The organism is Paenibacillus sp. FSL H8-0260, from assembly GCF_045040625.1.
Classification (GTDB): domain Bacteria; phylum Bacillota; class Bacilli; order Paenibacillales; family Paenibacillaceae; genus Paenibacillus_AQ; species Paenibacillus_AQ odorifer.
Map to the genome: position 1 here is coordinate 6,693,665 of NZ_CP150298.1, position 25,141 is coordinate 6,718,805.

21 protein-coding genes and 1 riboswitch are annotated in these 25,141 nt (G+C 43.3%); of the genes, 4 read left to right on the forward strand and 17 right to left on the reverse strand.

Annotated features, from left to right (window positions below; translation table 11 throughout):
• Positions 1–53: 53 nt before the first annotated feature.
• From MHI51_RS29750 to MHI51_RS29785, 8 genes are all read right to left on the reverse strand, one after another.
• Positions 54–689 (reverse strand): response regulator transcription factor, encoded by a 636-nt coding sequence (locus tag MHI51_RS29750; RefSeq protein WP_076218810.1) that lies wholly within the window; start codon positions 687–689, stop codon positions 54–56.
• 244 nt (positions 690–933) lie between these two features.
• Entirely contained in the window at positions 934–6,747 is a 5,814-nt protein-coding gene (locus tag MHI51_RS29755; RefSeq protein ID WP_405173454.1) for an NPCBM/NEW2 domain-containing protein, read from the reverse strand.
• A 257-nt stretch (positions 6,748–7,004) separates the two neighbouring features.
• Positions 7,005–7,091, reverse strand: a riboswitch (cyclic di-GMP riboswitch).
• Between the two features lie 157 nt (positions 7,092–7,248).
• Positions 7,249–7,815: a hypothetical protein gene (locus MHI51_RS29760; protein WP_076124374.1), complete on the reverse strand. Its 567-nt coding sequence runs from the start codon at positions 7,813–7,815 to the stop codon at positions 7,249–7,251.
• Between the two features lie 115 nt (positions 7,816–7,930).
• Complete coding sequence (locus tag MHI51_RS29765; protein WP_305953541.1) at positions 7,931–8,779, reverse strand: EAL domain-containing protein; 849 nt, start codon at positions 8,777–8,779, stop codon at positions 7,931–7,933.
• 190 nt (positions 8,780–8,969) lie between these two features.
• Positions 8,970–9,350, reverse strand: coding sequence for a Crp/Fnr family transcriptional regulator (locus tag MHI51_RS29770; RefSeq protein ID WP_405173455.1), 381 nt, complete (start codon positions 9,348–9,350; stop codon positions 8,970–8,972).
• 224 nt (positions 9,351–9,574) lie between these two features.
• On the reverse strand, positions 9,575–10,564 hold the full coding sequence (locus MHI51_RS29775) for a sensor domain-containing diguanylate cyclase (RefSeq protein ID WP_405173456.1): 990 nt from the start codon (positions 10,562–10,564) through the stop codon (positions 9,575–9,577).
• Between the two features lie 38 nt (positions 10,565–10,602).
• A complete protein-coding gene (locus MHI51_RS29780) occupies positions 10,603–11,397 on the reverse strand; it encodes an alpha/beta fold hydrolase (protein ID WP_076220289.1) in 795 nt (264 codons plus the stop codon).
• A gap of 427 nt (positions 11,398–11,824) precedes the next feature.
• A complete protein-coding gene (locus tag MHI51_RS29785; protein WP_076124164.1) occupies positions 11,825–12,586 on the reverse strand; it encodes an SDR family oxidoreductase in 762 nt (253 codons plus the stop codon).
• Between the two features lie 203 nt (positions 12,587–12,789).
• Between MHI51_RS29785 and MHI51_RS29790 the strand changes: the two genes are divergently transcribed.
• Positions 12,790–13,422, forward strand: coding sequence for a TetR/AcrR family transcriptional regulator (locus MHI51_RS29790; protein ID WP_256718954.1), 633 nt, complete (start codon positions 12,790–12,792; stop codon positions 13,420–13,422).
• Between the two features lie 68 nt (positions 13,423–13,490).
• On the opposite strand, the gene MHI51_RS29795 is transcribed toward MHI51_RS29790, so the two are convergent.
• The 3 genes from MHI51_RS29795 to MHI51_RS29805 are packed head-to-tail and all read right to left on the reverse strand — an operon-like array spanning position 13,491 to position 17,003.
• Positions 13,491–15,563 (reverse strand): carbohydrate-binding domain-containing protein, encoded by a 2,073-nt coding sequence (locus MHI51_RS29795; protein WP_076276290.1) that lies wholly within the window; start codon positions 15,561–15,563, stop codon positions 13,491–13,493.
• 23 nt (positions 15,564–15,586) lie between these two features.
• Positions 15,587–16,267, reverse strand: a complete 681-nt coding sequence (locus MHI51_RS29800; RefSeq protein ID WP_076132792.1) for a DUF4956 domain-containing protein — start codon at positions 16,265–16,267, stop codon at positions 15,587–15,589.
• Positions 16,260–17,003, reverse strand: coding sequence for a polyphosphate polymerase domain-containing protein (locus tag MHI51_RS29805; protein WP_405173457.1), 744 nt, complete (start codon positions 17,001–17,003; stop codon positions 16,260–16,262). The genes MHI51_RS29800 and MHI51_RS29805 overlap by 8 nt, the downstream gene beginning before the upstream one ends.
• Positions 17,004–17,310: 307 nt before the next feature.
• Here MHI51_RS29805 and MHI51_RS29810 point away from each other — a divergent pair, with 307 nt between their 5' ends.
• A complete protein-coding gene (locus MHI51_RS29810) occupies positions 17,311–17,988 on the forward strand; it encodes a response regulator transcription factor (protein ID WP_076099753.1) in 678 nt (225 codons plus the stop codon).
• A complete protein-coding gene (locus MHI51_RS29815) occupies positions 17,988–19,262 on the forward strand; it encodes a cell wall metabolism sensor histidine kinase WalK (protein WP_076124170.1) in 1,275 nt (424 codons plus the stop codon). Before MHI51_RS29810 ends, MHI51_RS29815 begins: the two co-directional genes overlap by 1 nt.
• 60 nt (positions 19,263–19,322) lie before the next feature.
• On the opposite strand, the gene MHI51_RS29820 is transcribed toward MHI51_RS29815, so the two are convergent.
• Together MHI51_RS29820 and MHI51_RS29825 are read right to left on the reverse strand one after the other, a co-directional pair.
• On the reverse strand, positions 19,323–20,078 hold the full coding sequence (locus MHI51_RS29820; protein ID WP_405173458.1) for a class I SAM-dependent methyltransferase: 756 nt from the start codon (positions 20,076–20,078) through the stop codon (positions 19,323–19,325).
• Positions 20,075–20,635: a hypothetical protein gene (locus MHI51_RS29825; protein ID WP_036682293.1), complete on the reverse strand. Its 561-nt coding sequence runs from the start codon at positions 20,633–20,635 to the stop codon at positions 20,075–20,077. The genes MHI51_RS29820 and MHI51_RS29825 overlap by 4 nt, the downstream gene beginning before the upstream one ends.
• Before the next feature lie 95 nt (positions 20,636–20,730).
• Here MHI51_RS29825 and MHI51_RS29830 point away from each other — a divergent pair, with 95 nt between their 5' ends.
• A complete protein-coding gene (locus MHI51_RS29830; protein WP_076132799.1) occupies positions 20,731–21,645 on the forward strand; it encodes a phosphatidate cytidylyltransferase in 915 nt (304 codons plus the stop codon).
• A 22-nt stretch (positions 21,646–21,667) separates the two neighbouring features.
• Here MHI51_RS29830 and MHI51_RS29835 read toward each other — a convergent pair whose 3' ends face one another.
• The 4 genes from MHI51_RS29835 to MHI51_RS29850 form a co-directional block, all read right to left on the reverse strand.
• On the reverse strand, positions 21,668–22,348 hold the full coding sequence (locus MHI51_RS29835) for a uracil-DNA glycosylase family protein (protein ID WP_256717190.1): 681 nt from the start codon (positions 22,346–22,348) through the stop codon (positions 21,668–21,670).
• A gap of 73 nt (positions 22,349–22,421) precedes the next feature.
• A complete protein-coding gene (locus tag MHI51_RS29840) occupies positions 22,422–23,660 on the reverse strand; it encodes an amidohydrolase (RefSeq protein ID WP_076191571.1) in 1,239 nt (412 codons plus the stop codon).
• Between the two features lie 104 nt (positions 23,661–23,764).
• Positions 23,765–24,529: a polysaccharide deacetylase family protein gene (locus tag MHI51_RS29845; RefSeq protein WP_076132805.1), complete on the reverse strand. Its 765-nt coding sequence runs from the start codon at positions 24,527–24,529 to the stop codon at positions 23,765–23,767.
• The gene (locus MHI51_RS29850; RefSeq protein ID WP_254847726.1) at positions 24,529–25,134 is read right to left on the reverse strand and encodes a YkoP family protein; all 606 of its coding nucleotides are present in this window, start codon (positions 25,132–25,134) and stop codon (positions 24,529–24,531) included. The genes MHI51_RS29845 and MHI51_RS29850 overlap by 1 nt, the downstream gene beginning before the upstream one ends.
• Positions 25,135–25,141: the final 7 nt, after the last annotated feature.

A 25,141-nucleotide genomic window follows, 5' to 3' on the forward strand; every position in this document is an offset into this window, starting at 1 on the left:
ATACTCAATATCACAAAGTAGTTAAAGCCATTATAACATCTGATCTTGCCGTTCTACTCATAAGACATTTCATATTTCGTTAATCCTATCGCGTTCGCGCACAATGCCGCCTGTGTCCGGTCAGTAACCTGCAGCTTCGCTAAAATCTGACTGACATGCTTCTTCACCGTAAATTCACTGATAAAAAGACGTGTGGCAATCACTCTATTGCAAGCACCTTGTCCAAGCTGAATCAGGACTTCCTTCTCTTTTGGTGTCAATTCATCTGTTGGACTGCCGGCGCTCATTCGCATCTTTTCTTCCATTAGACCAGGATCATAGTATTTTCTCCCTTTGTACACCAACTGGATAGCAAACAGTAATTCCTCCGGCAGTGCCTCTTTCAGAACATATCCGTCTACCAATACTTCTTCAGCCCTCAAAAAATCCTCTCTGCTCGCAGAGGAAGTCAACAGTATGAATTTACTAACAATGCCGCGGGTACGTGCTATCCTAATGACATCCAGTCCTGATTCATCAGCAAGTTTAAGATCAATGAGGACAATGTCTGGCTTTGTCTCTTCAATCACATCAAGTGCTTCCGGACCATTCGTAGCTTCACCGGCAAATTGCATATCCGATTGCATTGCAATGACAGATGCCAGCCCTCTTCTAACTAAAGGATGATCATCTACAATGATGATTTTCACAGAAACACCTCCCTCTAAACCGCATACATTATTTACTTCTTTGTATAAAAAGCTTCAATTGGAGTATTCATTTAAATTTGGCGCATTTCTGATTAAGTATAGTTAAAAGACTACACCGCTTATAGTGAGCGTTGTCATTTCTTTTGTCATATGACAAAATGGATATTTTTACATAAAAACCCCTCATTTAAAAACTGGCGAACCATGGTTATAGAGACCACAATCCGCCTGCTTTCTTGGGAATTTAATTATTATCAATAAAAGAAATGATTTGCACGAGATTACCTGCGACTTGGTAAGTTAACCCCAGCATGTAAGTTCCTTTCTCCTCGTTTGATAGGTCAATAGTGAACACATCCGGATTAGCAGCCCATTCCTTCATATCAAACACAATTTCTTTAGATGTTCTAGTGTTTCTTACCCCAGCTGAATTAGGGATCACTTTGCTGCCATCGAGCCCTTTCACCAGATTGGCCACTTCAACTACAGGTCCCTTAAATTCTCCTACCTCTACCATTTGTGGGTCGGCCAATAAGCTCGTTAGTTTAGTTAATCCTTGTAATGGGGAGAAATCTGTAATTTCATTTCCAGTAATATCAAGTGTCTCTAGGTTCTTCGCGTACTGCAAACCTCCCAAGGATCTGGCTCTTCTGGTTTCGCTGGTTAACGTTGTAAGGTTATACATATCACCTAATGTTAATTCTCCAGTTACGCCCAATGTAGTCTTGATCGAAGCACTTAAATACGGGTCCGCCACAGTAATCAGTTGCGTAAGATCTATTTGGACCAAACCTTCGGTTGCTTGTTGCAACGCTGCTACAGCTTCGTCTACTTCACTTTGCGTAACAGAAGAGTTAGCCAACACTGTCTCTGCTGTCGAGAGGCTGGACGTAAATGCCGCGATGCTCTCAGGTGTGAAGCCTTCTAGAGAAATTGCTTTAGCCGCTGCAATCGCCTGTTCGAGATCTCTAGTGAATAAGTGATCTCCATTCGCGAAATGTAGTTTGGCTCCACCCCATGTAGCATGGTCAGATCCGTTGCCATTTCCCCCGTCTGTGACGACTAATTTCAGTTCTTTTGCTTCATTAATATCCAATTCGATGAATTTCTGCGGATCTCTCGAACCCATGACCCCACTATCGAATTTCTTCTCTCCATCGACAAAAACCTCAAAGCTCACCGAACCAACAGAACCGTACATTTGTCTATCTACACCTACATAGGAAGTGAAATAGTCCGCGTTTTTGTCGCTTAGATTGTATACAATCGTCGAGTTAGAGTGCGCTCCAATTCCTCTTTCATAGGACACTAACTGATTGTTCTCATCTGTTAATCTCAGCGTATTTGCACTAATAGATTTATCCTTCAAAGGTGCAGTATAGCTGTTCTGAGTAGAATTCCAGTCGTAATCCGTCAGATACGTAAAGTCCGTCATGTCTACTACGGCTATAGTTCTAATCTTCGTGGTCGTATTTCCATCACTATCTGTTACTGTGTAAGTGATTGGATACTTTCCAGCCCGGTTGAATTTAACTTGCTCTTGGCCTGTGACCTTCACTTGAGCCGTCAAGTCACCGTCTTCCGAATCCATTGCGGAATAGCTTTCACTGATATCAATCGCTTGACCCACTTTGGTTGAGACAGATTTAGGTATGGTAAGCTCTGGTGTATTGTTCAAGATCATAAACTTCGCATCAGCAAAATCACCGTGATCTGAAGCATTTCCGTTACCTGCATTATCTAACACCAGCCTCAATTCACTTACACCCTTAACAGGTATCCGCGCAAGCTTGGCTTCTGTACCAAATTTCATCAGACCGCTGTTATAAACCTCTGCCCCATCGGCAAAGATTTTGAAAATTACACTGGAGTTGCTTTGCTCAGGGATATTTCTGTCAACCCCTACATACGTTTCAAAATATTCATAGTTTGCACCTGCCAGATTATACACGATTTCAGAGCTGGCATGGGTTCCTAAGCCCTTAGCGAACTCTTTGACCTCGCCATTTACCAGCAGCTTAATCGGATTGTTAGAGCTAGCCTTATCTTTTCGAACCACATTATAATCCGTTTTTGCCGATTGCCAATCTATATCACTCAGGTATTTACTAGCGCTGTATATAACAATCTTTCTGGCCTGCACAGCGGAGTTCCCATCTGAGTCTGTAACTGAAAACTCGACATTGTAAGTCCCTGTTTTGCTTGATGTGAATCCATTTGAATGCACTTTAACGGCTCCAATTAAGTTACCATCTTCCGTATCAAAAGCTGTTACATCGCTCAACACATCAAATTCGCTGTTCAGCTTAACGAAGGTTGTCTCTTCCGGTACTGTAATGGTAGGTTTGCTTGAATTATTCGAGAACTTCGCATCCGCCCATACCGTATGGTCTGAAGCATTGCCATCCTTAGCATCTGTTGTAACCAGCTTCACCTCTCTTGCGCCAGTCACAGGGATTTTCACAAATTGATGTTCTGTTCCTGCCCGGAAAACATCACTCTCAAATTTCTGTTCTCCATCCACATACACTGCAAAAGTAGCCGAGGAAGGTTTCCCTTTCATGGCTTGATCAATCCCAATGTAGCTTTCAAAGAAGTCGTAACCCTTACCTTCAATATCGTAAACTACCTCAGAGTTGGCATGAACACCAATCCCTTTCGCGTATGTCGCAGCCAACCCTTGGCGAACAAGGGTTATGATTCCTCCGGAAACGGCTTTATCTTTCTTTAATACACCCCAGCCTACAACGACTGACTTGGCATTGAGATCGGAAATATAGGCGTAGTCGCTCGTTACCGTAACCTGTGTGGTTTTCGTTTCCGTAACCCCTTCGCTTTTCACTTCATATACAATTTCGTAGTTGCCTTTTTGCGTTACATCAACGTTATTGGCTTTCAGAGAGACATCTGCAGTAACATCGTTTCCTAGATAGTTAGCCGCTTTTACATAGCTCATCGGATCAAAGGTTTGATTAAGCTTTAAAGTGAGCTGATCTTCAACAGACAAGGCTGGCTTAAAGGCTTTAACCTGTACGGGCTTCAGTGGGTTCAGCTTTTTATCATAACCGACGATCTTGTACGTATAGTTGATACTCGCATCTACATTCTGATCCACAAATTGCTCAGTTCCTGTAAAACCAACTAACACATCATTTCTATACACTTCATATCCTAAAAAGTCTTGCTTAAGCTCTTTATCTATACTGAAACTTAACGTGTTCGTTCTATCCGTGGTGTTAGGTGTGATATTAACCTTAATGGCCAGATTTTTATCCGCCATTCCAGTTCCCTCATAATTAATCACCGAGTTATTTAAATACCATAACTTTTGCGGTGCCGGATACTTGGCTACTTTCGCTTTTGTCTCAGGATTCACAGTGAAGCCATGTCTGGCAAAATAGCTGCTTAAATCTAATCCCAGTACTTCGGAGGAGAACTCCACCAAATACTGCTGCTTGGAATTGTCACCGTTGGTAAGGGTGACCTTCCGCTCCCGATATAGCTTGGTCAGCTCTGTCCAGTATCCCGGATGTGCCAGCTCCAGCTGCCAATAGGCTCCGAGTTGTGCAAATAAGCCCTGCTGATTCATAACCACTTTATTTTCTTCGAGGACATATTTATAGATATCTGATTCATACGGTATACGATTATCTATCGAATTCGCTGCGACAGACATAAACATAGACACCATATTATTAGTTACTTCGCCATATTCCCGTTCACCCATAGCCAAGCGATGCCCAATTTCGTGATTCAGTCCCCAGCCCGGATAGGCTTTATTAAAATCACCTAACATGGTTCCTACTGTTCCAAGTTGGATCCCTGTATGATCTCCCGCTGCATACATCGCACCATAAGGCTGCATCAAGCGAATATTCTCACGAATTAGCTTGGCATCATGAATCTCGCTACTGCCATCCAAGCCATAGAAGGCAAAAATGCTCTTCATCCAGGTGTCATACCCAGTTACGGTGTCCAGCGGGTTATTTCCTTGCGTAATATATTTGTTGTACGCCTCCGTCGCCGTTCCTGTGAATATAACATGATCGCTGGCCATTTCTACCACATCTATGAGTTTACGATCTTGAACATTTGGATGAGCCGCTTTATCTTCGTCCAGTCTTTGTTTGTATGTGATTAAGAAGGTTTTGAATTGTTCTGGATCCGTGGTCTTGGTCATAAAAGGAATCTTTTCTAAACCTTCGAAGCGGATCAATGGCGCTTTCCCTTGTTCCTCAGCTGTATATGGATTGACGATATACACTGTACCGCCCTTAGTCACTTCATGTGCATAATAACTATTCGTAGCAAATTCAGGAACGGTTATAATGTTCTTACCTGGACGCAATTGCACACCTCTAGCCCAAACATTCCAAGCGGCCTCTTGTTGAGAAAAGACTAAAGAAGGTAGCTTATCATTAGAAGCTGCGTCCACATAAACGTTGATCGTATCTCCAGGCATTGCAACGAGACCTGTAGGCTGGTTGTTCGTACCAAAACCAATTCTCAGGTTTTCCTGCGCATGCTTTTTCATATCTCCACGTTGTTCCGCCTCAATGATGGTGCCTTCGGTTTGAACTTCACCATTCACTAGCTTCTTAGCTAAATCCAAAGAATCTTTCAGGATTGGATAGAGCGGATGTACTTTTGCCGCTTCTTCTAATTCGTTGATTGCTTCGACGCTATTATAAGCAGGCACAACCGCACTCATCGTTCCATCTGTGAAAATACCATTTACAGCTTCGCTTACTTTATCTTCTGTATAAAATCTAAATTCAGCCGCAAAAGGTCTGTTGATATTAGCTTTTGTGAACTTAAATTTTAATCTTTTAAACTTCGTCGGTTCGAATTTAAATTCCAGAAAGTCATTGGTACTAACCGCGGTTCCGCTAGATACAAGTTGGAAGGTCTCTCCTTTACTCGTCTCTGATGCATAGATTTCAAAAGCCTCTGGGAATCCTTTGCGGTTATCTCTAGCCAAAAAAGCCACTCTGTCCAGCACTTCCGCTTGCGCTAGTTCAAACACGACTTCATTCGTGAAGCTTGCATCATTGTTTTTGTTCGTTTCCCAATGCGTAGTGGGCTGGTCATCCAGCATATATTCAGGCTTCGTACCTGAGTAGCTTCCACCGTTCACCGTTACTTTTGATACGTTTGCATTCGGCATTCTATAAGCTTGGCTATAGGCATTTTCATAGGTTGTTCCATACCCTTTTAGCTTCGAAACCTTGGCTGTCGTTGCCTCTACCTGATGGTTCTTCAAAAGGATCTTTGCATTCTCTATCTCTTCTTTAAACTGCGCATACAGTGGATGTGCCTGCACTTCATTCTCTAAAGCTGTTAATTTCTCTGCCGTATCAAAGGCAGTACTAACTTGGCTCAAGGTATCATCTGTAAACAAATTTTTCATTTTAGCAGAGACACTATCCTCTTTATAAAAAGAAAACTCAGCCGCACTCGCCCAATCTTGGTTCGCTTTTTTGAAGACAAATTTAAGTCTCTTAAAAGCCGTAGGTGCGAACTGAATCTCCACTACATCACCGGTTGAGCCTGTATATTCTCCAGAAGACACGAGCGTAAAATCACCCCCATCGGTAGTGGAACCATAGATCTCAAATTCTTGAGCAAAACCTTTACCTTTCGCACCGGATTGCCTAGCCGCGTATACCATTCTATTTAATTCAGTGGACTCATTGAAAACAAACACAACCTCATTCGTAAACGTTGAACTATTCGGTTTGCCAGTCTCCCAATGCGTGCTCATATCCCCATCCATAGCCTTAGCTATAGGCGAGCCTGAGTAGTTGCCACCGTTATTTGTGATGGATTTAATATTTGCTGGATTCATTCTAAAAACCTCATTATAGGCATTTAGAGCATCCTTGCCGTACAGCTCAAACGGAATAACCGAAGCGTTGCTTAATAAGTTAACCTTACTTTGCGCCACTGTTTTTGTTACATTTACCTTGCTTGCCTCACTTGCTAAAGCATAACCTGCCTCACTCGAAAAACTGGCCAACATGGCCGCCGATGTAGCGATCGCAATCATTTTCTTCATCTCTTCTTACCCCCAGATGTCATATGAATCTCTCCAGTGCCCAAAAATGGGCACAAAAAAAACTACCCCAAAAGAGTAGCTTGATTGCGTATAAAGTCGCCTAAAAATTAAGACTTAATTTTTATTAAACCTTAACAAGCATAAACGCCTTCAGCGTCCTATAAGGACGGCAAGCGTTTAAGCGAGAAATATAAGATATTAAGTATAGGTGTATAACTTATACTTTCTTATATTTTAACAAAAAGCGTTACACACTCTTTGGCAGCTGGCTGACAATAGTTATGATAACCTTAGTCCCTTTAGCTTTGCGTCCCTACATTTCCATAGGTTTGCCTATGAAGTTTCGAATACATTCAAAGAGTAACATAAGCCTAGATCGGATCGCATGATTAATTGGTATGAAATGAATATAGGTAATTGCAATTAGTTTTTCTTATGTGATAGATATTATTTATCGACCATCCCGGAAGAGAAGGGCATCCTTTAGGACTGTAGGTCTACTTAACTCCCCGATCCAAACAACCGCCGGAACCAATTCCACACATCGCCCGTGATGGGAATTAATCCGAAACCATGTTCGCCAACTGCGATTACACCATATGCCCATTGTCCGATAGCTATGGCACCCCCAGCGATCCTGCCTATCGCTATCGCACCAAACGCCGTATCCCCTATGGCGATGGCCCCTAACGCTTTTTCCGCGATTGCGATCGCTCCTACAGCCACGCCTGCAATCGCAATCGCTCCCACTGCGAAGCCAAGCCAGCTAAGTGCTATTGCTCCGATCGCTAACCACATTCCCAGTGATATTGCTCCTAAGGATAATACGCCCACGCTTATCGCACCTATGGAAATCAAGCCGACAGCTACATCTCCAATAGCGATTAATCCAACGGCTGTCTTCACACGGGGTTTACCTCCACGACCATACGCTTGACCTGAGTATCGCCCTAGATTACTGCGAATACTGATGACCGGAAATGAGGGAGAAGGCCATTGATAATCAATCTCTCGTCCATCAAAGCCCCTAGAATCTGCCCAGCGCGTTACAAATTGATGCCATTTCATATCCATCCCGTCCCCCTTTTCAATTACCTAAATTATACAACCCCGGGGGTTGGCTGTACTCAGACTCTGACCTGAAATTCATCTCATCCTCTGGACGGATATATACTCATTAGGATTACTGTTTGGGAATAGGATCAGGCTTTCCAAATAAATATCCCTGAAACAACTGATAACCACTCTGCTTAAGCCATTCAAAGTCCTCTCTAAACTCCACACCTTCTGCTAAAGGAACGGATTGGATTTCTAAAGCTTTTTCTAAAAATTGCTTTGCTATTTTCTGTTTGTTCAGATCGCTGGACACACCCTGAACATATTTCATATCCAGCTTCATGTAATGGGGTTTAAGCTCCAATAACATCTCGATCGTGCTGAAGCCCTCACCAACATCATCTAAAGCGTATTCAAATCCCCGATCCTTGTAATATGTCAAAATAGCTTTCAAATGAGCGAGATCATCCACTTTCTCCGTCTCAACAACTTCAAAGACAAAAAGAGAAGGATCGACGCCTAATTGATTGGCCAGTTCAACGGTTGATCTTAAGCAGAACTCTGGAGCGTAGATCGACGTTGGGATAAAATTAATAAACGTTTTTTTATTTAAGGGTGCAGCATATTTTACAGCCGTCATTCTACATAACCGGTCTAAAGCATATAAACGCCCACGATTACGTGCCGCCGCAAAAATCTCATTAGGATAGATAAGAGATCCGTCTTCTTTTTTAAATCTGGATAGGAGCTCGTATGCAAAAATCTCTTCCCTTACGTTCACAATCGGTTGGAAGTAGCAAGTAACAAGACCCTTAGTGATAACCTCATCAATCCACTCCATATCAAGTACAGTGGGTAATTCGGATAGGGGTCTCCATGTTTGGTCATCTATACGGAATTCAACCTGCTCCGACTCCATATGGTCATTACAGAAATCCAGAAAATCCCGCACCCCAGCCTCCTTAATTGTAATCACATTTTCTTCCACCTTATGTATCGTATTACTTCTACTCAGGTGATGAATAACCTCAGGTAAAACCCTAAGATTAAGCTCACCATGAGCCTTGATTTCAAAATTCAGATCTCTTACTACACAATGATTACAAGCCACATTCATAACCCCTTTAATAATCAATTCTCTGAAAAAGATCCCGGAACGGCTCTTCTCAATCGAAATTCGTATACTCCAGTAAATACTTCGGGTCTAACACGGTGATCTGCTGATGTTGAATCTCAATAATCTTTTGCTCTTGCAGATCTTTAAGTACAAGGGTAGCCGTCTCCCTTAACGTTCCGATCATATCACGCGCTCTCGCATCATGAAATTTCATTTCATGTAATAACCGATTCAATAAAAATAAACGGTCCATTTGCAGCAGCATCAATTGCTCCTTAATCAACGGGTAATCGGCAAGCATCTGCTTAAAAGGCTCATGTTTAATCTCAAATAATACAGTATCATTCATAGCCACCGCAGCAGCACTGTTATATTGGAGGGATGGATCACTTCCAGATCGCCATAATCCCCGAATAGATAATGTAGGCATGATCCACATTCCATAGTTTTGTATGCCAACATACTGATAATAAATCATCATCCTGTTATATTCTATCGTAACGTTGTCACATAGGCTTGATGCCAATACGAATTACAAAGGAGATCCATTCATGAAATTCCGAATTCCCTTTTACAGCTTGAAGGGAACAGACATTTTAGAGCAATTAGAGCAAAGAGGATGTATCGTTTATAAATAACAAAAAAAGCCTCCAATTAAAGAAGCTTTTCACTCAAATCCATAATATGCGTAACGCGATTTCTCCCCTGTTCTTTAGAAACGTAAAGCGCTTGATCAGCTTTTTCCAGAAGAGTGATGTCTGTATCGGTTGCTTCAAAGGTAGCTATGCCAATGCTTACCGTAATGCTGCCAATCTCCCAAGTGGAGCTGGCTATGAATTGTCGTAAACTCTCAGCTATAGCCGTGGCATCCGATGAATCTGTATTAGGCAGCAGAAGGATAAACTCCTCACCACCATACCTAGCTACGATATCTTCTTTACGAGATTGGGACTTCAGGATACTCGCCAATTTCTCCAGGACATAATCACCCATCTGATGACCGTAGGTGTCATTCACATTTTTAAAGTGATCAATATCTAGAATACATAATGAAAAAGGCGCCTGATCACGGTGATACGCTGCAATCTGCTCTTCCAGCTTTTCTTGCAGGAACCTTCTATTCTTTAATCCAGTAAGCTTGTCTGTAGTAGATAGCTCTACTAAAACGGCATTCATCTCCAGTAACTCAGCTTGCTTTTGCTCGATTTCCAGGTGAATTTGTTTGAGCTTTGCAAGCGCCTGATCTTTTTCCCAATAAGCCTCTTCTATTTGCTTCTTCGCAGATCGTAGCTCTAGCTCATAATCAATACGTTTGCCCATCTGTACGAGAATACAATCAATGACCTCTACACCTTCACACTTAAGGCGTCTGCCATTTAACAAGTAAGGCACGGCTTGCCCCTTGCTGTCCTTCAAATTGATAAATAGCTCTTCTACATGTCCATTCAGATTGATAAAAGGATAGAAGTATGAATGAAAAATAAGCTTGTTTGCCGTAGACATGATAGATTCAAAATGTTTATTTACCAAATCAACCTGCTGATATCCCATCCCATCCAAAAAGGTTTGATTCACATCGAGGATCATTCCTTCATGGGTAATGGAAACATATCCGCATGGCGCATATTTTAACCGGTCATCCATTGTCTAAATATCCTTTCAACACCATAATCTTCTCCATCTCACCCAAGATACTCATTAATCAAAGTAATGGTCTCCTGGGGATGGCTAATATGTGGATAATGGCCCTTGGCCTCCATTAACCGGAACGTACTATTATTCATATGTCTATGTAAATATTCTCCTACTTCTATAGGAACGATACTATCATCCGAGCATTGCAATATGAGGGTAGGCACTGTCGCTTTAGGCAGATCTTCTCGATGATCCGAAAAAAATGTAACTTCCGCAAATTCTCTAGCGATAATAGGGTCGGCCGAAATAAAACTTCGTTCCAGCTGTTTAGTCAACATCGGGTCAGGGTTATTCATCGCAAGTGGAGCCATAAAGCTAGCCCAGCCCGCGAAATTCATCTCCATCATATCCAGAAGCTCAGTAATATCACTTTTTTCAAAGCCCCCGAAATAAGCATCTCCCTCATTTAAATAACGTGGGGAAGGTCCGATCATAATCATTTTATCAAAATAATCCGGCCGCTCGATTGAAGCAAGCAAACCGATCATAGAGCTAATAGAATGACCTATAAAAATAAGATCCTTGAGTTCAAATGTTTCGATGACATCTAGTACATCCTGTACATAACCATGGAGAGTATGATATTTATCCGATGTATAGGCGCTTAAATCTGAATGGCCTGAGCCTACATAATCAAATAGAACGATTCGATACTTTTTCTCAAATGATGGCGTGATAAACTGCCACATGCTTTGATCACACCCAAATCCATGCGCAAAAAGGATAGTTTTTTCTCCTGCTCCAATGACTTTTACATGATTCCGCACCATAACATCGTTCATTTCATATAACTCCTCTATAGTTAGCATTCTCTCTATTTTGCAGGGTTCCCCTGGAAATATCAAGCGTAGAAAAAACTCCGCTAGATTAATCTCTAGCGGAGTTTTATGTAGCCTCCCGTTTGGGTCATCATTTGGCAAAATGGTAGCGTGCCGGGGCACCCCTGCGTTCAATCCGATAACATTTTGCCCCAAAAAATTGGTTAGAGGACCCAGAAGACCTTAAATGCGCCATTATTCCACATTTGAATTGCTATCGGACTCCACTGCAGCTATTGGCGCGAAAACACAAAATATGGGCCGATTTATATGAAATAGCGTCTCTGGAGTCCGAATCCCTTCTCAAAAGGCTGAAAATTTGCGAATAACGTCATCTGTGTCCCTAAGACTCCGTGGATAAATTGTTGAGGCAGAGGTAGACAACCAACATTTAGAATGCAGAAGTCCAACCCGCATCAGCAGCGATGATAGCTCCGTTTACAAAACTGGAATCATCCGAAGCCAGGAATAACGCAACTTGTGCGATTTCTTCAGGTGTACCTACACGAGGGATCACAGCCTGTGTTAATTGCGTACGGCTCACGCCGAATTCATTTATATTTTTCATTGAAGCACTGATGTTTGTGGCAGTAGCTCCTGGTGCGATAGCATTACAACGAATCCCTTTGTTGGCATACATAAAAGCTGTGTTTTTCGTCAAGCCTACTACAGCATGTTTAGAGGCAGTATAAGTTGCTCCCGCATGGGCACCACTTACGCCACCTGTAGAAGCGGTATTAACGATAACCCCTTTTCCTTTTTCCAGAAAAATAGGCAGTGCTTTACGAGTGGACCGCATTACACTTTTGGTATTGATATCAAAGATAAGATCCCATCGTTCATCTGTAATATCACCAACTGGCTCAAAGCCATCCATAATCCCTGCGTTATTCACTAAAATATCTAGCGTGCCATATTCTTTTACAGCGGTATCAATCATGCTATCAATATCTCCAACCAGGGCAACATTTACTTTCAGTGCCTTAGCTACTCCACCGTTACTATTGATCCCTGCGGCTACTTGTTCAGCACCTTCTAGGTTCAGATCGGCTACAATCACTTTTGCCCCTTCTTTAGCGTACAACTCTGCGATAGATTTCCCCATACCCGATGCCGCCCCAGTAACCACTGCAACTCTGTCTTGAAGTTTCATGTTGGAAGTCTCCTTTACGTTTATCTATAATGTAAATATCAATATATAAAATCTCTTTAACGCTTAAAATTTATACTACTCAAGTTTAATCCTCTAAAATTTAACTATCAATATACAAATGAGACACCAAATGTTCATAAATATATATAACGTGGGATTCTGTTCAAATAGGATTAGAAAATAGACAGTTAGGTGGTCTTCTGTTGCTTAAAAATAATCGGAGAACTAGCAAATCGCGTAAAGAGCTTAAAAACGCATTGATATTACTCATGGAAAAAAAGAATTTCCGCACCATTACGATAACCGATATCGTTACCCTTGCCGATTTAAACCGCGGAACCTTCTATAAACATTATCAAACCAAAGAAGAACTTCTAAATGAGCTAATTGATGATGTGTTGGAGGATTTAATTAAGGCTTATAAAGAACCCTATCTTCATACCGATAAATTTATAGTTAGTGAGCTGACCACCTCGAGCATCAAGATTTTTGAACATGTGGTCTCTTACTCTAATTTTTATACCATCATTATAAATTCCAATGTTCTGCCAGGGTTCCAAAATAGGATTTGCGACCTCTTAAAGGAGCTCACCAAGCGGGACTTAGTCGCAGTTAATAACACTAATACCAATGTAAATATCGAATTGTTTTCCAGTTATACCGCCTATGCTCTATTTGGATTAATCATAGAGTGGGTAAAAGGCGGATTTAAATATACAGCTAACCATATGGCAGAGCAGCTGATTGAAATTCTGTCTTTTAATTCACATAATGTGATCATCAACACTTCAAATCAACCGATTAAACAGAATTCCATCCCTATTAACGGCGACTAATTTATCTCAAACTAAAAAAAGCCACTCCAAAATAATGCTGGAGTGGCTTTTGATATGCAATTTATAACCTAAGGTCTTCTGTTTCCACCACCACCGCCACCTGGACCTTGATTAGTGTTTGCGGTTGTTACTCCGGATTCATTTAGCCAAGTTACGCTGCTTGTAATTTCGAACGCTACTACTTTTGTTCCTCCTGTATATTCACCATCCGTATACAGTCCGTTCGCTTCACTACCGGTCGAGGTACCTCCCGAGTAGAGGGTGTAAGAACCGCCGTCCTTCAGATCCGGTGAACTAATCACCACCGTTTGATAGCTCTTCGAAGGAGCAAAGGTCAGGATCGAGTTGCCTTCGCTGTCCTCTAGATGAACCAATGTTCCAGCCTCCTGGGTCTGAGGGAAGGTCATGCTGACTGCATGTTGGCTAGAGGTGTCAGACGGTGCTTGTGCCATGCCCGAACTTCCCGCAGCCACCAAAGTTCCTCCACTCTGTTCAAAGCTACCGTCGAAATCAAGTGCACCGTTACCGCTATTGGTAGGTCCATTGACAATAACCGTGCCACCCGACATTGTGATGGAGCCGTTCGAATCCAGCCCGTCACCTGAAGCATCGACCGTTAGTGTTCCTCCACTAATCGTTAGCATATTGCTAGCAGAATCGCTGAATTGATCCTGCTCCTGAGGGCCGCCGCCTACAGTCGCCTCATCGTTACCTCCTGCTACATTCACTCCATCATCAGAAGCAACCACATGAGCTTCGCCACCGGAAATCTCGATGTTTGCTCCTTCAATCCCTTCGTAGCTCTTCGTAATATCAATTTTACCACCAGATATCACCACCAAAGCATCCGCATGGATTCCATCGTCGCCAGTTTTGATGTTGAATTCTCCATCAGCTATAGCAATGTTACTGTTGCTGTGCACTGCATCATCAGCAGAATCGATGGTAAAGGTTCCGTTATTTAAGCTTATATCTCCTCCAGCCTTCAAGCCTTTAGTACTTGGTGTTTCAGATTCTGTAGTTGTTGCCGTTGTTGATGCTTCCGTTGTTGGTATCTCCGGTTTTGTTTCTGGCATCGTCTCTGGTTTGGTTTCAGATGTTGAGGTTCCTGTTGTTCCTGTTGTTCCTGGTGCTTGATCCCCTGTTCCCTGACCTCGGCCACCTCTCATGCCCATACCTTGCCCTTGATCACCTGTTTTCACTTCACCCTTCTCGTTGCCCCCACCCGTAACTAAGGTGTATGTTCCGCCATCTATTACAAGTGAAGTCTCAGCTTGAATTCCATCATTACCAGCCGTAATATCAAATGTTCCTGCTGCTATTGCTATGAAGCCTTTGTCCGTCTCAGTATCGTTGGTTGATTTCATTCCATCGCCTTCTGCCGTTATGCTGATATTTCCGTCTTGTACAGCGACAAGATCTTTACCTACAATCCCGTCATCGGCAGCCTTAATTTCAATAGTGCCACCCATAATTTTCAGATCGTCCTTGCTCGTAATTCCGTCATTATAGTTAGCGTAAACAGATAGCTTCCCGGTCCCATTAATCGTTAAATCCGCTTTACTGAAGATAGCCGCACTCGGTTCATCTGTAGTTTCATCGGCATACACGTAAGTTGCTCCATCAGATACGGAGTTCTCCGTCCCGTCTTCCAAGGTAATGATCACTTTCCCCGCTTCTTTAATATCAATTGCTGCACTATCGCTGTTCGTGATGTTCACACCGTTCAGTACCAAGTGCACAGTACCTTCATCCTGATTATTAACTACAATCTGTCCATCACTCAGCTTACCAGACAGCACATAAGTTCCTGCTGCAGTAATTGTCACTGAGCCATCCTTAGACTCAGCCCCGGTGCCGTCAACAAGCGCACTTGTTCCAGCCAAAGCAATTTCCGTCGATTGGTCAGCCGTCCAAGTTGTATTAGAATCCTCTTCATCGAACGTCACCAGATCGGATAGTTTGGCGCTTGCCAGTTGCACTCCCGTGACAGCCCCGTTCTGAGTTATCGTTGTTGCCGAGGCTGCTGCTGTACCCGCGGCTTCAGACTGTGTTGTTGTGGAATTGGTGCTGCAAGCCGACATAAGTAATGCACACAATAGCAAGATTCCTACTTTACTTCCGGTTATATATTTATCCATTTTTCATCCATCCTTTCGTTATCTTAATAGTCATTAGCAGTTGGAGTCATGGTCAGAGACAGGTCTAAATTACCGTTCCGGGTACGAATCGCATCCAAAAATTCCTTCTGGTTCACAGCCTCACCCAGCGTTACAGCGTAGACCAGTTCATATAAACTGCCAAGCTCAGTCGTTCTAATCTTTTTAAGCTCATACCCAACGTTATATTTATTGAACACTTCAGCGAAGGCTTCCTCATATCCCAGACTCTCCGGGATGGTTACCTTTAATGTTTTTTGCGACGTTGTTCTTACGCCAAAGTTAGTCCGGTTAAGGATAAACATAAGAGCGCAAAGGATAAGGGTGAACAAGACTGCATATCCAAAGGAACCCACTCCACAGGCAAGTCCAGAAGCCATGGTGAACAGAACAAATGTGATATCCTTCGGATCGCCCGGCGCACTTCTAAACCGAATGATGGAGAACGCCCCGGCAAGACTGAAAGCTCTGGCAACATTACTGCCGATAAGCAAAATGATGATGGCCACAATTACGGGCAGTAGTACCATTGTTAGTGTGAAGCTTTGCGAATAGCCGCTGGCATTGGTCTTCATATAGGTGTAGCTAATGATCCCGCCAAGAGCAATAGCTATAAAAATAGTTAGCAGTGCGTTGGTAAACGTTAACTCTGTACTAGTTGCTACGGTAAATAATGAATCAAGCATAGAGGGCACTCTCCCGTTCTGTTTTACTGTTCTTCAGCATTTTTTTATATTCGTTGCCATACTTGGAGAAGCTTGTACGGTACATTTGATGCTCTGAGAGCATTTTGGCCAGCCAGACCGGAATCGTGTTCTCAGCTTTTACTTCCATAAGCCACTGCCCCGGCTCCAGCAAGGGTTCGCCATGAACACCGTGCTCCATCTTCAGATCGTACCGGCGGCTGCGAATATTTGTATCGAATGTAATTCTTAGATCGCGATTGTTTTTACAGAACAACGCTTTTCGGTCATAAGACAGATACACCTTGGGCTGTAAATCAAAGCGTGTCAGAAAATATTTGATCTCTTCAATGACCTGTTTATTCATGTAATCCTTGAATTCCGGTTCCATGCCGGTGGCGACAAAATCATAAGCCTCGTTTAATTTGAGCGACGTTCTTCTTTTATTAACAAGACCAAATACCTTCTTCTTGATTTCCAGATACACCTTCGTATCTTGATTTGGAACACCGTAAGCTCTTAAACGAAGCTTCTCTTTGTACTTGGGCTTCGCAAGACTGTTACGAATCAGGGTGTTGTGCTCCGTGTCATAATATAAGTTGGTTATGGAGTAAAACTCATGTTGCTTGTTGAAATCGTCTAGTTCCATGTATTCAAGCAATTGGTTATAAAATTTATAGTAGGCTTCGTTGTCCAACAAATATTTGTTCTCATAACGGTTGAATACCTCAATCGCCATATGTGATCAATCCTTTCTGTTTATCGTTGTCTCGTGTGCTTATGAATGTATCTTAGATCCCAAACCTTTAATGAATCTTAAATGGTTTTACAAATTATTGATTATCTTTTACATTCCCTTAACACAGGTGTAAGTCGTAACTGCGGTGAATGTTGGACTTCCGGCCGCTGTTGTCTGCAGATTTCTTGATTTCAAACTGCTGTTCGCAGTCACTTCTATCTCAACCTTCATTAAGGTTCAATAAAGGTAATCCTGATATAATGACCTCAATAACAAATACTGGTTCTATGTAGGGGATGGCAAAACCATGAGAATATTAATAGTAGAAGACGAGCTTCATCTCGCTGAGGCCTTAACTCAAATATTAAAAAAACATAATTATTCGGTGGATGCAGTCCATGACGGCAGGTCGGGTCTGGATTACGCACTAAGTGGAATCTATGATTTGCTGCTGCTCGACATCATGCTGCCTGAGATGGATGGGGTCAGCGTCCTCAAGACGCTGCGGAAAAAGGGGATACCCACTCCCGTTATCCTGCTTACCGCAAAGGGTGAAATTACAGATATGGTCACTGGGCTGGACTATGGGGCTGACGATTATATCGCCAAACCTTTTTCCTCGGAGATCTTATTGGCAAGAATAAGGGCTGTACTAAGACGTAAAGGCGAGGTGATACCAGATGATGCTTTAAAGTTCGGGGATATTGAACTGAATACATCCAATCTGAAGCTTACCGTGGGTGGCAAAGAGATCAAGCTCAATCTAAAGGAATGCGAGCTATTGGAGCTTCTGATCTTGAGGAAACAAGCTGTAACCTCCAAAGAACAAATTATTGAGAAGCTGTGGGGCTTTGATTCAGATGCTGAGCACAATAATGTAGAGGTGTATATTTCTTTTTTGAGAAAAAAACTGACCTTCTTAAATTCGACCGTACGCATTAGTACGATCAGAAACGTAGGGTATGTATTAGAGGTGACGACCTAATGTTCACGAAGCTCAGAAATCGGTTTCTTATTGTTAACTTAGTCACCATCTCGGTGATCATGCTTGTGGCCTTCATCTCCATATATGTAATTACGTACCGGGATGTCCAAAACGATATTCAGATGGATCTTCACAGAATCATGGAAAACTACAAGTCTCCCGGTGGTGACACAGGACGATTAGGCAATACCAAAGGAGGAGCCACGTTACCACGTGTGGATAATAAACGTACGGATAACGGAACACCTCCTCCAGAACGCTCAATCTCATTTATGCTGAAAATAGATACAGCGTCCAACCTTACGGGGAAAGATTCCAAATTTACTATGGACGATGAATTTTATAATACGGCTCTGCAAGAAGCACTAAGCGCCGGTAAAGATACCGGAAGGTTCACCTTGGATAGCAGCAAATGGATCTTCAACATCCAGCATACGAATGATGGGGCGATGCTTGTATTTCTGGACATCACTGCAGAGCAAAAAATCCTCACCAATCTAATCTATACCTTCTCTGTAGTTGGCTCAGTGATGCTGATTATCTTGTACTTCGCTAGCCGCTTTTTTGCTAATCGTTCAATTGCGCCGGTAAAGGAGGCTTTTGAGAAACAGAAACAATTTATTGCGGATGCTTCCCATGAGTTAAAGACGCCGTTGACTATTATTAACACCAATGCGGATGTTCTCCTGTCCAACAGTGATGACACCATTCACAATCAGTCCAAGTGGCTGCACTATATCAAATCGGAAACAGAAAGAATGACCAGCCTGACCAATGATCTGCTGTACCTGACCGAGATGGACGATTCCAGATCGAGAATGATTTATTCGAAATTCAATCTGAGCGACGTGGTTGAAAATATCATTTTAACGATGGAAGCTGTAATCTTTGAGAAGCATATCTCCCTTGAATATGATATCGAGCCTGATCTGACAGTGCTAGGCAATAGTGAACAGATCAAACAAGTGATCATGATCCTCTTGGACAATGCTGTAAAATATTCGAACCCTAAAGGTTCAGTCACCTTATCCCTTAAAAAACAGCATAATGACATGGTATTAGCGGTCACCAATACTGGGGAGGGCATTGCGCCGGAGCACTTAGCGAGCATCTTTGACCGATTCTACCGTACAAATGCTTCCCGGGCGCGTAAACAAGGGGGATATGGCCTAGGGCTGGCGATTGCCAAATCCATTATCGAGCAGCACAAAGGAAAAATTTATGCCAAAAGTTTCGTCGGCGAGTCCACCACGTTTTACGTACATCTTTCATAACTACCAAGTAAAAAAGACTCAGACCCTGTTATCTCAAAGGTTTGAGTCTTTTTATTTACTTTACACTTCGCCCCAATAAATTTCGGTATTATAATCAAAAAACACTTGCCCACCCTGATTATTTCGTTCAAAAATATTCCGCAGCTCGGCCATCATATTCTCATAGCTTGGATCTCCGGGGACCGGAGTGTAGGAAGACGATCGAAGCCGCCCGCTTAATCCCTCCAAATCAAATACCTGCTGATTGCTAAAATGCGCTACTTGCATCTGTCCTTTCTTGAAAAAGGAACTAAGGATCTCAGGAGTAATGTTCTTATGATTAACTTGAGTGTAGTTCGTCCCGAAGGACTGTAGCAGCTGCTCATATTCCTCCAGAAATGGGGTACCGTAAGTAAGCCGGGAATTCCATATCAGAACCACTTTTCCACCCGGTTTTAGAATCCGCTTGAATTCCAATTGCGTTGCGTCCCTATCAAACCAGTGAAACGCTTGGGCGCATACGATAAAGTCCATGGACTGGTCGGATAATTCTGTATGTTCAGCAGACCCCGGCGATATAGAGAAATGGTTAACCTTTGCGAAATTCTCTTCCGCAGCTCTACGCATTTCCGGATTGGGTTCAACGGCAGTCACACGACTCCCGCGCTCCAGAAGTAATGCTGAGAATATTCCTGTTCCTGCACCAATATCAGCAATATCACAATTGGGTTGGAGCCCAATAGTATTGTACAAATAATCAATGGCTTCTCCAGGATAGCTCGGCCGATATTTTACATACGAATCCACCCGATTAGAAAATATTTCTTTGCTATTCATCCTTCGTCTCCTCCTAGGCGCTCAGGTTCATATTCACTTAATTTACCTTGGTAAACCAATCGCAGCCGATCACTTTGGCGAAAATCATCCGGAGTAACGAGTGCGGGCAGCTTATTCCATAACTTAATGCCCGACCGCTCTAGAATTTCCGCTACAAATTGCGAACAAAAATAAGAGTTGCTGAATTCGACAGGCTCCTTCAGGGCAATGCCAATTACGCCGAGAATATTATAGAGATACTTTTGACGGCTTCGGATAAAGACTTGCAAGACCCGCTCCATTTTCTCCACTTCGCGGGCTGTAACTTGAAGTTCATATAGGACACATGTTGTATTTGGATATTTGCTAAACGTACCTGTCTTAATATCCTCCTTCACAAACCCTCCATTCAGGGGGTTGCTCGGATGCTTTCTGCCAAAGCTATACAGCTCGGAAAGCTCCCGATTAAAGGAGATCGAGGCATGATTATAGGGTGCTTTTGTATAGCCTTGAATGAGCTTCGTAAAAAGCGTCCCGGTATTCGTCAGTAATATAAAGACCGATGGATCTGCTGCCATTTACAATTTTCCCCTTATCAAGTTTGAGCGTTTCCTTCATAATAACATATGAACCCATTAATGGAATCTACTCTAGGACAAGTTGGTGATCAATTATCGACCGCTCTTTATTAACTATAATTCTTATCTTTGCGGCCTTATCGGCCATTCACTTGATGTATGTAGTTATAGGGAAGCTACAGCCAAATAAGGATTATACGGGCATTGGCTTTCGTATCAAGACGTGGTGGGGAATGCTTTTTATCTTTTGCCTAGCTACCCTATTTAATCCCGTCGTCTCTCTGCTGTCTCTCATGGTGCTCTGCTTCTTTGCACTGAAAGAGTATTTCTCTATGATGAAATCACGAAAATCGGACCGCAGGCTATTTCTGTGGGCTTACTTATCCATCCCGTTGCAGTTCTACTGGATTTATATCGAGTGGTACGGAATGTTTATTGTCTTCATCCCGGTTTATGTATTCTTGCTCCTACCGCTGCCCAGAATGATTAATAAGGGCACGGTTGGTTTTATGCGTAGTGTCAGCTCCACCCAATGGGGGCTTATGCTGATGGTATTCGGACTTAGCCACTTGGCCTACTTTCAATTTGCTACACCGGAGTATGGAGCGGGGCTTGTGCTTTTTCTAGTAGTGCTAACGCAGCTCAATGATGTGGTCCACTATCTCGCATCACTTTATGTAGGGAAGCGGAAAATAGTTCCCACCGCCAATCCGTATTTGACTTGGGAGGGTTTCGCTTTCGCATTTGTCATCACAACAGGAGTTTCCTATCTAATCTATCCCTACCTGACGCCGCTCAACCCAATCTTCGGGTTACTGTCAGGCATGTTGATCAGCTTGAGCGGCTTCTTTGGCAGTTTAACGGTTTCCGTGTTAAAGCGGGATCTGCTAATCGGCGATGGCGATAAATTCGTGGCATTGAAGCAAAGCCATTTAAGCCGGATCGATAGCTTGACCTACACTTCACCGGTCTTTTTTCATGTCATTCGTTATTTTTTCGACTTCATGTAGATCATCTGATGGGAAGCTTGAATCAGCCCCTCCATGAATGATTATGCAGTATCTTCACCATTTGTTCTTGCTGGCTGGCGAACTGCTTATATCGATGTCCGTTGGCGCCCGAGGGGTGGGGAAATCCCCATAAGCAGCGTTGTTTATCAAGCTCACCTGCGGACACAAGGAGTTGAAGTATACTTTCCACTGTTTTTCCTAAGGGAATAATTAAGGCCCGGCTCAGTATGTTCAGCTCCTCACGCAAGGAAGATAATGCCTGCGCCCTGAGGAGTGAATTTGAAAGTAGCTTGGGCTGGGCCCCACTATAATTTTTCTTATCCACGAACACGGGAAAACGCAATAAAGAGCTAGTGTGCAGGATCGTCTGCTGCTGAAATAGTTCTTCACAAGAGGTTAGGTTCAAGTGTTGATGCAGTTTAAGTGTATCTAACATATGAATTAACGTGTTCCGCATGGAGCCTGCGAATCTGGCCGCTTCCTTCGCTGTCCTACATACCTCTTCATCTGACAAACCAGCTTCCAGACTTATGATCGCTTCTTGTATCGCTATGCCCATTTGTGTGAACCCGGGCGTTAACCCTATAATGATCACCTTAGCAGAAGGATTAATGTACTCATTATGGGGGGCATAATACATTTCCACCTTGCCATTACGCTCCATTAGAAGCTTATCCACCTGCAGATCCTGTTTAGTTAGCACTGTACCCTTCGGGAGTGAGAGGATCGCAGATTTATACTGTTGCAGATAGGTAGAGAGGAGCATATCATCTGCCTCACAGGTCTCTATTTGTTATCGAACCACTCACCAGTCGGCCTTCGTACCAGACGGCTTGGCGCTGCGCTCTTCGGGCTACTGCTTCAGCCGAACAGCTGGCATGCAGCAGCACAAAGCTAGCAGTGTCGCCAACCTTTGGCCATACCTGCTCGCCTTTTGGATCAAGGGGTGTTAATCCTCCTGTTATAAATCTGAGAGATTGAGATAATGCCAATTCATCATTGCAGCCGTACAACTCCGCGTAACGCCCTGCCTTCTCCAGTTGATCTCCATTTCCAAAAGGGGACCAGTGATCGGTAAGGCTATCTGTTGCCAGCTTCACTTTTACCCCTTGGCTGTGCAGCATCGGAAGTGGCATCATCATTCTTCCAATAGGCACTGTGGATGCAATAGTCATACCCAGTGATGCCATCCGTTTAGCTACCTCTTCTGCCTCTTGCTGCTGAGCTCCTGCGAACCAGAACGCATGACTGACCGTGACCTTTCCTTGCAAGCCAGCTTCTTCCGTCAGATCAGCTAACCGCGTCAGTGTTTTCTTTCCCGCTTCTTTTCCATCATGTAAATGAATATCAATGCCGGCATTACTCATCACTGCTAATTCCACCATCGTCTGAAGTGACTTCTCGATATCTCCATCCACCGTATAAGGATCTACTCCGCCTACAAAGGTTGCTCCCTCTGCCAGAGACTGTTTTACCAGCTGTACAGAATCCGAGCGCAGCAGGCCATGTTGCGGAAACGCCACAATTTCAGATGAAATTTTACCCGCGAATGCATTTAATGCTTGTACAGTCGCTTCTAATCGTTGCAAGCCGCTGACAGGCTCAATATTGCAATGGCTGCGCACATGTGTGGCACCAAACCCCTGAATAAGCGTCAGGATGCTCTCTGCTTGTTGTCTCGCCATGGGCAGCAGCTTAGGCAATAATACCTTCTCTTCCTCAATCCGTTCGAAAACACTGGACGCAGGCTTTACCGCTCTCCAAGGTCCATCGAAATATGTTTTATCTAAATGGATATGTGCTTCTTCGAAAGAAGGCAGCATCAACAACTCTTTACAGTCGTATTTCGGGAGCTGGCTCTGAAGCTCGATGTCTGCTCCAACAACTTCTGAAATCTTATCCCCGTCAATGCGGAGATGACAAACCTTCGTATTCGTACCCGCTACTTGCCCATCCTCAATAACATAACCTTGTTCTAATCTTATATTGGTTAACCAATAAGAAGCATTCAACATGCTACCCCATCCTTTTCTCAACAATTTATATAGGTACGGACCGCTTTACTCTAAATGTTACCATAGCCCTTGCCATATAAAAAATGATTGAGAAATTTCAATAGCTACAGATCAATCTGACCCCTATGTTTGACTCTGGATCTAGCTTCTCTACTATAACTAACTTCCTTGTTCAGCAGTTCATCCATCCGCAGACACTTCAGACCCTTTTTATCCATTTCTTTTAAGACTTCTTCTAATCCAGTGATCATATTCAAGGGCGCTTCTTCATCTGCCCACGGTGTATCTCCGCTGTCGTGTAGAACAATGATTGAGCCTGGTTTTATTTTTTTTATTAAGGCATCCTTTAATTGTTCTGCACTCAGTGACGCTTTCCAATCTCCGACCATAACAGACCACAATACGATTCGATAAGATTCTCTTAGCAAAAAGAAATCCCCTAGATTGAGAAGCCCCCAAGGTGGGCGGTAAAAGATAGGCCGCTCTCCTGTAATTCGCTCAACAATGTCTGCTGTGCGATCTACTTGCTTCCGTCTATTGGTCCAGGGGAACTGGATCCAGTTGGGTGTATGAGTATAATTATGAATGCCGATTTGGTGCCCTTCTCTGTGCATACGCTCGATCAGTTCCGGATATTTCTGCGCTTTTTTGCCCAATACGAAGAAGGTCGCCTTTATGCCATGCTCTTTTAATAGATCTAGAAGTTCAGGTGTATAACAAGGATCCGGACCGTCATCGAACGTAAACGCAATTTCTTTCTCTGCACCTACCTCCGAGTGAACCCCCCATCCCAATATTCGGGTAAGCGCAAAAGGAACGATCATATAAAGAACAATCACATCCACTGCTAAAATTATGAAGGCCCACATTAGGAAGCCGCCTCTGTCTTACGCGGGGCAAACCGCGCTTTCAAGGACTGCTTGCTAAGCACAAGCATCATGGGAGATAACTTCTCTGTGCTGTCCTCTACACGATGTTTCCCTTCCGGATGCAGCATGCGAAGTAAAAAACGAAGGTATATCCCGAACCAGTGCCGCTGCCATTTGGACTTGATAGGACGCTGCTCAAACCCTATTCCATGAATAATCCCCCGGTGAAGCAGTGTAATCCCGGTTAGCGCGTTTACTTTGCTTAGTTCCGGATTGCTGTCTAGATCACGACTGATCTCCTTCATAGCCTCGCGAAGCATGCGTGCCGTACGAATTCCGGCCCGATCTGCGCCAAGCGTACGTGTCAGCTGCACAATCTGGCGATTGTCCAAATGAAGCTCACCCACCCAATCTCCCGGAAGTATCCGTTGCCCATCTTGGCAGACCAAACTTTCTCCGTGATATTTCAACACTACCAACTTACATATCCCATATCTACGCACGGACTGACTACGAAATTTGGTGATGACAGCAAATATGTTCTCCCACATCATCCAAAGGGATTGTGAGAATAATTTTATAAATGGAACTGAGGTTACCATCATTTTTCCT